The organism is Pseudoxanthobacter sp., from assembly GCF_036822375.1.
Lineage (GTDB): Bacteria > Pseudomonadota > Alphaproteobacteria > Rhizobiales > Segnochrobactraceae > Pseudoxanthobacter.
Genome location: NZ_DAISHT010000145.1, coordinates 1 through 9241 on the forward strand (window position 1 = coordinate 1; position 9241 = coordinate 9241).

Consider the following 9241-nt stretch of genomic DNA (forward strand, 5'->3'; position numbering starts at 1 on the left):
CATCAACCGGTCGACCAGCGGATTGACCGGCTCGAACACCTGCGACAGCACGGCCACGGAAACGGTTGCCGCGCCATGGGCCTTCAGCCAGGCGGCGCAGTCGAACACGCGCGCGGCCGGCACATGCAGCACCAGTTCCCCACCCTCGCCGCCGGAAAGGGCAACGCAGTCGAACAACTGGCGGACCTGCCGCACCACCTGCGCCGCATCGGCCACGCGGGTGCGCACCTCGCGCACTGCCCGCGCCCGGGCCTCTGCCGCGATGCGGTCGAGAATGACGCACACGGCCGCGCGCTGGGGCTGCGTCCACTCCGCGCGACGGCTTGCCACCAGGTTAGCCTCGGAGCGCAGGATCACGCCGTCGTCGATCACCTTCAGCGCGTTGGCTTCCAGCGTCGAGCCGGTGGTGGTGATGTCGATGATCAGTTCCGCCGATCCCGCCGCAGGCGCCCCTTCGGTGGCGCCGAGGCTTTCGACGATACGGTAATCGGAAATGTCATGGGCCGCGAAGTGGCTGCGGGCGAGATGGATATATTTCGTCGCAACCCGCATCCAGCGGCCGTGGCGGGCGCGGAAATCGGTGGCGACATCGGCGAGATCGGCCATGGAGCGCACATCGATCCACGCCTTGGGCACCGCGACCACGACATCGGCATTGCCGAAGCCCAGCGGCAGCACACGGTGGATAAGCGTATCGCGGGCGGCGGGCTCCGGGATGGTCTCATGCATCAGGTCCAGCCCGGTCACACCGAGATGCACGCCGCCGGCGGCGATCTCGCGGGCGATCTCGGACGCCGACAGGAAGGCGATCTCCACGCCCTCCACGCCACGGACCACGGCACGGTAGCCGCGCGCTCCCCCGGCCTGCACGAACGGCAGGCCGGCACGGGCGAAGAAACTCTGGGTGTTTTCCTGAAGCCGTCCCTTGGAAGGGATGGCGATCGTCAGCGGCGCGCTCATGCTTCAGCCCCGTTGCCCGCGGGAACGACCCGCTCCAGCCAGATCGAGAAGCCGACGGCCGGCACGCTTTCGCCGGCGCCCATCAGCTGCAGCATGCGGTCATAGCGCCCGCCACCGACGATCTGGCCATTCTGGCCGCCAGCCGGCCGCGCACGGTCGTGCACCTCGAACATGAAGCCGGTGTAGTAATCCAGCCGGCGGCCGAATTCGCCGGCAAACGCGATAGCCGCGGTGTCCACGCCACGCGCGGCGATCAGCGCGGTGCGGCGGGCAAAACACGCCAGCGCCGCCGACAGATCGACGCCGACGTCGGCAGCGAAAGCGGCAACCGTCTCCCCTGCCCGGTCGAGCGGGCAGGCGATGGCAAGATAGCGGCGCAGGATGAGCGCGGCCTCCGGCGCCAGCCGGGCACCGGCGGCGAGGCTGGCCTGCTCCACCAGCCGGTCGGCGATCTCGGCCGGCGAACGCCCGCCCACCGGGGTCAGCCCGGCCACCGCCAGCATGTTTTCCACCAGCGCGCGGGCGGTTTCAGGATCGGCATCGGCCAGTGCACCGGCAATCGGCACCGCCGGCGCTTCCGCGACGCGGCCTTCCAGCCAGTCGAGGGCGGCCAGCACGCGGCCGGTGTCGCCGAATGCCGCCGACAGCCGGCGCCGCCATGCCTGCGGCAGCGGCAGCGCCTCGATCAGCGCGGTGAACAGGCCCTCGTCGCCCAGGCGCACCTGCGGGCGGGCGATGCCGACAAGACGAACCACCTCCAGCGCCCGCGCCAGCACATCGGCGTCGGCGGCTTCCAGATCGGTATCGCCCAGCCGCTCGATGCCGGCCTGCAGGCTCTCCGCCGGCCCGTCCGCCCGCTGGCGGAAGATGGGGCCGAGATAGGCATAGCCCGCCGGCCGGTCGGCGGAGCCGCCGGTCAGGTGCATGTTGCAGACCGGAATGGTGAAATCCGGCCGCAGGCACAATTCCTCGCCGCCCGGACCGGAGGTAAGGAACATGCGACGGCGCAGATCCTCGCCCGCCAGATCGAGAAACAGGGCGGCCGGCTGCAGCACCGCCGGCTCGACGAAGCGGTTGCCGCCGGAAGCCAGCAGCGTCTTCAGCCCGCCCAGCCGGTCGGCCACCGCCAGCGCCGGCGCGGCCGTCGTCTCATAAGGGGTCATGACTCGGTCCTCAGCGCGCGTCGCCGGCCCGGTCGGCCGCCTGCCGGGCCAGCAGGCCGGCCACTGCCTGCACGACCTCGCTGGTCGGCACCGTGAATTGCGCGGGCCGTGCCTCGCGCCATTCGGCGTGATCGGCGATGGCATTCGCCATGCGCGCGCCTTCCACCAGATCCTTGATTTCCACGGTGCCGGCCGCCCGCTCGTTAGAGCCCTGGATAACGACGCAGGGCGCATCGCGGCGGTCGGCATATTTCATCTGCGCCTTGAGGCCGGCGGTGCCGAGATAAAGCTCGGCACGGATGCCCGCGGTTCGCAGGCCCTGAACGATGCGCTGATAGCCGGCGAAAGCCTCGGCATCGCGGTCCAGCACCAGAACCACCACCGGACCGGCCCCCGTGGCCGCCCGCGCGGGATTGCGCGCGGCCAGCGCGGAAGCGAGACGCGACACGCCGACGGAAAAGCCCGTGGCCGGCACGTTCTCCGCACGGAACCGGCCAACCAGCCCGTCATAGCGCCCGCCGCCGCCGACCGAACCGAAGCGCACCGGGCGGCCGTCTTCGTCGAGCACGGTGAAGGTGAGTTCGGCCTCGAACACCGGGCCGGTATAATATTCCAGCCCGCGCACCACGGAGGGGTCGATGCGGATACGCTCCGGGCCATAGCCCGCGGCTTCGAGATGACTGGCGATTTCGGTCAGTTCCGCCACGCCCTCGCTGCCGCGCGGGCTGGTCGTCACCAGCGCGGCGAGATTGGCGCAGGTCACCCGCGCATCGTCCGCCCCCGCAACCGTGAAGGCCAGAACCCGCGCGATCTGATCCGCATCGAGCCCGGCCCCCTTGGTGAAGTCGCCGCTCGGGTCGAGCCGCCCTTCGCCCAGAAGATCGCGCACGCCTTCCGGCCCGATCTTGTCGAGCTTATCGATGGCGCGCAGCACCGTCAGGCGACGGCCGGCATTTTCCTCGCCGGCAAGGCCAGCAGCCTCCATCACGCCATCCAGAACCTTGCGGTTATTGATGCGGATGAGATAGTCGCCGCGCGGAATGCCGAGCCGCTCCAGCGTGTCGGCCGCCATCATGCAGATCTCGGCATCGGCCGCCACCGAGGCCGTTCCCACGGTGTCGGCATCGAACTGCATGAACTGGCGGAAACGACCCGGCCCCGGCTTCTCGTTGCGGAACACCCAGCCGACCCGGTAGGAGCGGTAGGGCTTGGGCAGGCGGTCATAGTTTTCCGCCACGAAGCGGGCGAGCGGCGCCGTCAGGTCGTAGCGCAGCGCCAGCCAGTCCTCGTCATCGTCCTGAAAGGCGAACACGCCCTCGTTCGGCCGGTCCTGATCGGGCAGGAACTTGCCGAGGCAGTCGGCATATTCGATGAGCGGCGTCTCGACCGGCTCGAAGCCATAGAGAGCATAGGACTCGCGGATGGCCGCAAGCAGGGTCTCGGTCGCGGCCAGCTCAGCCGGTCCGCGGTCGATCAGGCCGCGCGGCAGGCGCGGCTTCGGGCGGCCGTCCTTCGTTTTCGCGGTGTCCTTGCCCTTGCCTTTGCCCTTCGCACCCGGATGACCGCCGGCATGGACCTTCGCTTCCGCGCTCGCAGTGTTGCCGTTGTCCCCGGCGGGGGCGCTTGCGGTGGCCGCGTTGTCGGCCGGCTCGGAATTCGCCATGGCACTCATCTCAGGTCAGGGACGGGCAGCCTTGGGGCCGTCCGCGCGGCGCCGGCCTGAAAAGCCGGCGGAAAGGTTCGGCCGTGGTGTTAGACGAGATAGCCCCGCCCGGCAAGGCAACGCGCGGCGAAACGGCCGGAAAGCAGCCCTGCAACAGCCCGCGGAAAAGGCCGCCCGGCCCGCCGGCCGCCTTGTTCCCACGCCTGTGCTGCAATGATAAGAAGGCCTGTCCGGAACGGTTCCAGCTCTTCCCCCGGGGCTGCCGCCGGCATCGCTCTCCCGAGGATCGTCCATGCGTGTCCCGTCCCTCGCCCGTGCCCTGCCGTTCGCTTTCGCCACGCTCGCCCTTTCCCTCTGCCTTTCCGGCCAGGGCGCCGCGGCGCAGGAAGCGCAGCCCCTGCCGCCGGGCAATGCCGAGGCCGGGGCGAAGGTGTTCAACCGCTGCAAGGCGTGCCACCAGATCGGGCCGGGGGCGGAGAGCAATATCGGACCGGAGCTGAACGGCGTCATGGGGCGGCCCGCCGGCAAGCTGCCGGACTATGTGTTCTCCGAGGGCCTCGCCAGCGCCGGCTTCGTCTGGGACGACGCCCACATGGCCGAATGGCTGCGCGGCACGAAGAAGATGATCCCGACCACCAAGATGATCTTTCCGGGCATCCGCAAGGATCAGGACATGGCGGACCTTCTGGCCTACCTGCACCAGTTCAAGGCCGACGGCTCCACCGCCCCCTGACAGCTCGCGCCCGTTCAGAAGACAAAAACGCCGCGGAAAGAAGCCTTTTCCGCGGCGCATGCGTTTTTCGGACTCCGGCCTGCGGCCGGTCAGGCGCTTTCGCCGCCCGCCGGCGGCGGCGCGGCAGCCGGGCTTTGGCGGGCATGCTGGGCCGCGGCCCGGCGCCATGCAATGAGGCCAAGCGGCAGGCACGCCAGATAGGCAATCGAGGCAAGCGCCAGCATCTCGAACGGATAACTGACGAGGAAGCCCGCAACCAGCACCACCAGCACGAACAGCGGCAGCACCAGATCGCGCCGCACCCGCTTGCCGAGCTTCTTGCCGGAATAGGTCGGCAGGCGGCTCACCATCAGGAAACCCATGACCACGGCAAACACGGCCGAGACGATCGCGGTTTCCCGCGTCGGCTCGATCACCCCCAGCAGGCCGAGATTGATGGGCAGCAGCACGCAGATGGCCCCGGCCGGCGACGGCACGCCGGTGAAGAAGTTGCCCTGCCAGGCCGGCCGCTCCACATCGTCGAGCGCCACGTTGAAGCGGGCGAGCCGCAGCGCCGCGCCGATGGAGAACACCAGCACCACGATCCAGCCGACCGAGCGCAGGTCGTGCAGCACCCACGAATAGAGCAGCACCGCCGGCGCGACGCCGAAATTGACGAAATCCGTGAGGGAATCGAGCTCGGCACCGAAGCGCGAGGTCGATTTCAGCAGCCGCGCCACGCGCCCGTCCAGCCCGTCCAGCACGGCGGCCAGCACCACCGCGAGAATGGCGAGGTCATAGCGGCTTTCCATCGCCATGCGCACCGCCGTCAGCCCGGAGCACAGCGCCAGCAGCGTGACGAGGTTGGGCAGGATCATCCGCATCGGCAGGCGGCGGATGTTGGGCATGCGGCGCCGGCTGCCGGGCCGGCCGGGATCGAAGGGGGGGAAAAGGTCGATCATCCCTTTTTGTCTCCAAGACCGGCGCGGGTTCAAAGCGTGCGCACCGTTTCGATGGCCGGGCGGGCGCCGGCGAGATCGGCAATCGGGGTTTCGCCGGCAACCGCGCGCTGGCCTTCCGCCACCAGAGCGCGGGCGCCGTCCGGCAGATAGACGTCGACGCGCGAGCCGAAGCGGATGAGGCCGATGCGCTCGCCCTGCTCCACGCCGGAGCCCTCGCGCACGAACGGCACGATGCGGCGGGCGATGAGGCCGGCGATCTGCACCACGGCAATCTGGCGGCCGTCGCTGTCCAGCACGATGCCGTTGCGCTCGTTCTCAAGGCTGGCGGCCGGGTCCTCGGCATTGAGGAAGCGGCCGGGCTTGTAGACCGTGCGCGCCACCCGGCCCGACAGCGGCGCCCGGTTCACATGCACGTCGAACACGCTCATGAAGATCGACACGCGCAGACGCGGCTCCTCGCCAAGATCGAGTTCGGCCGGCGGAATGGCATTGTCGACGATGGAAACCCGCCCGTCGGCCGGGGCCACCGCCAGCCCCGGGTCCAGCGGCACGGTGCGCTCCGGGTCGCGGAAGAACAGCGTGCACCACAGCGTGGGGAACAGCGCCAGAAAGCCCAGCGGCGCCCACACCACGAACAGGATGACCGTGACCACCGCGAAACCGAGGATATAGGGATAGCCCTCCCGGTGGATCGGAACCATTGCCCGGCGGATCGATTCACCGATGCCGTGTGCCATCTCGTCTTCCCTGTCTGCCCACGGGCGGCTCCGCCGCCCGGTCGCGTCCGATGCCGCAGCGCCCCGGCAGGGGCAGCGGCGCATTGCGGGGTGTTCTACCCCGTTTTGCGACGTTGCGCCTCACCCGGTCGCACGAAAGCGGCCGGAAACGGCCGCCGCACGTCGCTTTCTGCCGGGGGCCGGCCCGTTGGTTTCCGCCGGTGCCCGGTCCCTGCAAGACCCTTTCCCACGTCCGCCGCCCGGTGTGAAGGGTCCGCGCGCCGCATCGCGTGCGGTTCTGCCTTGCTTCCGCCACCGCACTCGGCTATCGCCGTTTGACGATCAAGGAAACGCACCGTGACCTATCCCGCATCCGACCAGTCGCTCGCCCGCGTGCTGAAGGCGCTGGGCCATCCGGCCCGGCTGGCGATCGTGCGCGCCCTGCTCGACCGGGAGCACTGCTGCTGCGGCGATATCGTGCGCCGCCTGCCGCTGGCCCAGTCCACGGTCTCCGAGCACCTGCGCGTGCTCAAGGAGGCCGGCCTCGTGACCGGCAACATCGACGGACCGCGGGCCTGCTATGCCCTCGACCGCGAGGCCTGGGGCGGGGCGATTGCCGCCCTCGGCCTTCTCGTCTGCGGGCCGCAGCCGGCCCGGACCGCCCAGGAACAATCCCCGCTGCCGGCCCCCTGCGACGATCGGCAGCGGACCGGGCCGACATCCTCCGACGTGTGATTGCCATGCCGCAACGGCCAGAGACCCAGAAAGCCCGGCGCGACCGCTCCGAGCTGGCGACCCTTGTCCACCTCTGGCCCTACATGTGGCCAAAGGACCGCATCGACCTGAAGTGGCGGGTCGTCATCGCCGTGCTGGCGCTGATCATCGCCAAGATCATCACCGTTCTGGTGCCCTATACCTACAAATGGGCGACCGATGCGCTGGTGCGCGACACCGACCACCCGGAAATGGTGATGGCGGCGACCGTGCCGGTTCTGCTGGTCATCTCCTACGGTCTCGGGCGCATCCTGCTCACGGCCTTCAACCAGCTGCGCGATGCGCTGTTCGCCCGTGTCGGCCAGCACGCCGTGCGCACCCTTGCCAACGAGGTGTTCCGCCACCTGCACGGGCTGTCGCTGCGCTTCCACCTGCAGCGGCGCACCGGCGGGCTGTCGCGCATCATCGAGCGCGGCACCAACGGCATCGAGTCCATCGTCCGCTACTCGATCCTGAATTCGCTGCCGACCGCGCTGGAATTCGCCCTCACCGCCGCCGTCATCTGGTGGCAGTTCGATGTGTGGTACCTCGCCGTCATCGCCATAACCGTGTGGCTCTATGTGTGGTTCACGGTGAAGATGTCGAACTGGCGCATCGGCATCGTGCGCACCATGAACACATCCGACACAGAGGCCAATTCCAAGGCCGTCGACGCGCTGCTGAACTACGAAACCGTCAAATACTTCAATAACGAAGACGTGGAGCGCGTGCGCTTCGACAAGTCCCGCGCGATCTACGAAGCGGCGGCGGTGCGCACCTGGACCTCGCTCGCCTGGCTCAATCAGGGGCAGATGGTGATCTTCACCATCGGCATGGTGGTCTGCATGGCCATGTCGGCCTATGCGGTGGTGCACGGGCAGCAGTCCATCGGCGATTTCGTGCTGCTCAACGCGCTGCTGATGCAGCTTTCGGTGCCGCTCAACTTCATCGGCTTCATCTACCGCGAAATCCGGCAGGGCCTGACGGACGTGGAGGCGATGTTCGAGCTTCTGGACGTGCCGCCGGAAGTGCAGGACAAGCCCGACGCGAAGCCGCTCGCCATCGCCCGCGGCAGCATCACCTTCGAGGATGTAAAATTCAACTACGATCCCGACCGCGAGATCCTGAAGGGCATCAGCTTCACAGTGCCGGCAGGCAAGACGGTGGCGCTGGTCGGGCCTTCCGGGGCCGGCAAGTCCACCATCTCGCGGCTGATCTTCCGTTTCTATGACGTCACCGGTGGCCGCATCCTGATCGACGGACAGGACATCCGCGACGTGACGCAGGCATCGCTGCGCGCCGCCATCGGCATCGTTCCGCAGGATACGGTGCTCTTCAACGACACTATCGCCTACAACATCCGCTATGGCCGGCTTTCCGCCACCCCGGCGGAGGTGGCCGAAGCGGCCGCAAGCGCGCAGATCGCCGGATTCATCGCCGGCCTGCCGCAGGGCTACGATACGGAAGTCGGCGAGCGCGGCCTGAAGCTGTCGGGCGGCGAGAAGCAGCGCGTGGCCATCGCCCGCACCATTCTCAAGGCACCTCCGATCCTGATCCTCGATGAGGCCACCTCCGCGCTCGATACCCGCACCGAGCAGGAGATCCAGAGCGCCATCGACCGGGTAGCGAAGGACCGTACCACGCTGGTCATCGCCCACCGGCTGTCCACCATCGTCGATGCCGATGAGATCCTCGTGCTGGAGGCAGGTGCGGTGGTGGAACGCGGCACCCATGCCTCCCTGATCGCCAGGGGCGGCCTCTATGCCGAGATGTGGGAACGCCAGCGGGCCGCCGCCGAGGCTGAAGCCGTGGCGAAGGCGGCGGAGACCGGCACCGGGCGGCCGCTGGAGGTGGCGCCGGTCTGACGACCGCGCACGGGCAGGAAAGACAAAAGGGCTGCGGAACGATGCGTTCCGCAGCCCTTTTCATATGCCGGCGCCGGCCCGCGAGCGGGAAGCACGCGCTGGGCGGGGATCACTCCTTGGGAATGACGAAAACCTGACCGGGGAAGATGAGGTTCGGATCGCGGATCTGATCCTTGTTGGCGCGGTAGATAGCGGTGAAGCGGGCGCCCTTGCCATAGAACCGCTCGGCGATCTGCCAGAGATTGTCGCCGCGCAGCACGCGGAAGTGCGTCATTTCCGGCGTCGCCGGCTTTTCGCCGCCGGCCGGCGCGGCCACGACGTCGTTGAACGGCACTTCAGCCCGCGCCAGCACCTTGCCGCTGGAAGCTTCCACCTGATCGGCACGCACCTGATGCTGCCCGGCGGCAACCGCGGCGTCGGAAGACAGCATGAAATGCCCGTCGGCGC

Annotated in this window: 9 protein-coding genes; 3 read left to right on the top strand and 6 right to left on the bottom strand. The window is 68.8% G+C overall.

Going from position 1 to position 9241, the window contains the following annotated elements:
- The 3 genes from hisG to hisS form a co-directional block, all read right to left on the bottom strand.
- Positions 1-960 (bottom strand): ATP phosphoribosyltransferase (hisG, locus tag V7067_RS12745; protein ID WP_334176280.1); only part of this gene is annotated, 960 nt, incomplete at its 3' end.
- Positions 957-2123: an ATP phosphoribosyltransferase regulatory subunit gene (locus V7067_RS12750; protein WP_334176281.1), complete on the bottom strand. Its 1167-nt coding sequence runs from the start codon at positions 2121-2123 to the stop codon at positions 957-959. The genes hisG and V7067_RS12750, both read right to left, overlap by 4 nt.
- A gap of 10 nt (positions 2124-2133) precedes the next feature.
- Complete coding sequence (hisS, locus tag V7067_RS12755; RefSeq protein ID WP_334176282.1) at positions 2134-3786, bottom strand: histidine--tRNA ligase; 1653 nt, start codon at positions 3784-3786, stop codon at positions 2134-2136.
- A gap of 292 nt (positions 3787-4078) precedes the next feature.
- On the opposite strand from hisS, the gene V7067_RS12760 reads away from it, so the two are divergent.
- Positions 4079-4519, top strand: a complete 441-nt coding sequence (locus V7067_RS12760) for a cytochrome c family protein (protein ID WP_334176283.1) — start codon at positions 4079-4081, stop codon at positions 4517-4519.
- Between the two features lie 89 nt (positions 4520-4608).
- Here V7067_RS12760 and pssA read toward each other — a convergent pair whose 3' ends face one another.
- The gene (gene pssA / locus V7067_RS12765; protein ID WP_334176284.1) at positions 4609-5460 is read right to left on the bottom strand and encodes a CDP-diacylglycerol--serine O-phosphatidyltransferase; all 852 of its coding nucleotides are present in this window, start codon (positions 5458-5460) and stop codon (positions 4609-4611) included.
- A gap of 29 nt (positions 5461-5489) precedes the next feature.
- The gene (locus V7067_RS12770; RefSeq protein ID WP_334176285.1) at positions 5490-6197 is read right to left on the bottom strand and encodes a phosphatidylserine decarboxylase; all 708 of its coding nucleotides are present in this window, start codon (positions 6195-6197) and stop codon (positions 5490-5492) included.
- Between the two features lie 336 nt (positions 6198-6533).
- On the opposite strand from V7067_RS12770, the gene V7067_RS12775 reads away from it, so the two are divergent.
- On the top strand, positions 6534-6911 hold the full coding sequence (locus tag V7067_RS12775; RefSeq protein ID WP_334176286.1) for a metalloregulator ArsR/SmtB family transcription factor: 378 nt from the start codon (positions 6534-6536) through the stop codon (positions 6909-6911).
- A gap of 5 nt (positions 6912-6916) precedes the next feature.
- Entirely contained in the window at positions 6917-8794 is a 1878-nt protein-coding gene (locus V7067_RS12780) for an ABC transporter ATP-binding protein/permease (protein ID WP_334176287.1), read from the top strand.
- Between the two features lie 109 nt (positions 8795-8903).
- Here V7067_RS12780 and V7067_RS12785 read toward each other — a convergent pair.
- Positions 8904-9241 (bottom strand): LysM peptidoglycan-binding domain-containing protein (locus tag V7067_RS12785; protein ID WP_334176288.1); only part of this gene is annotated, 338 nt, incomplete at its 5' end.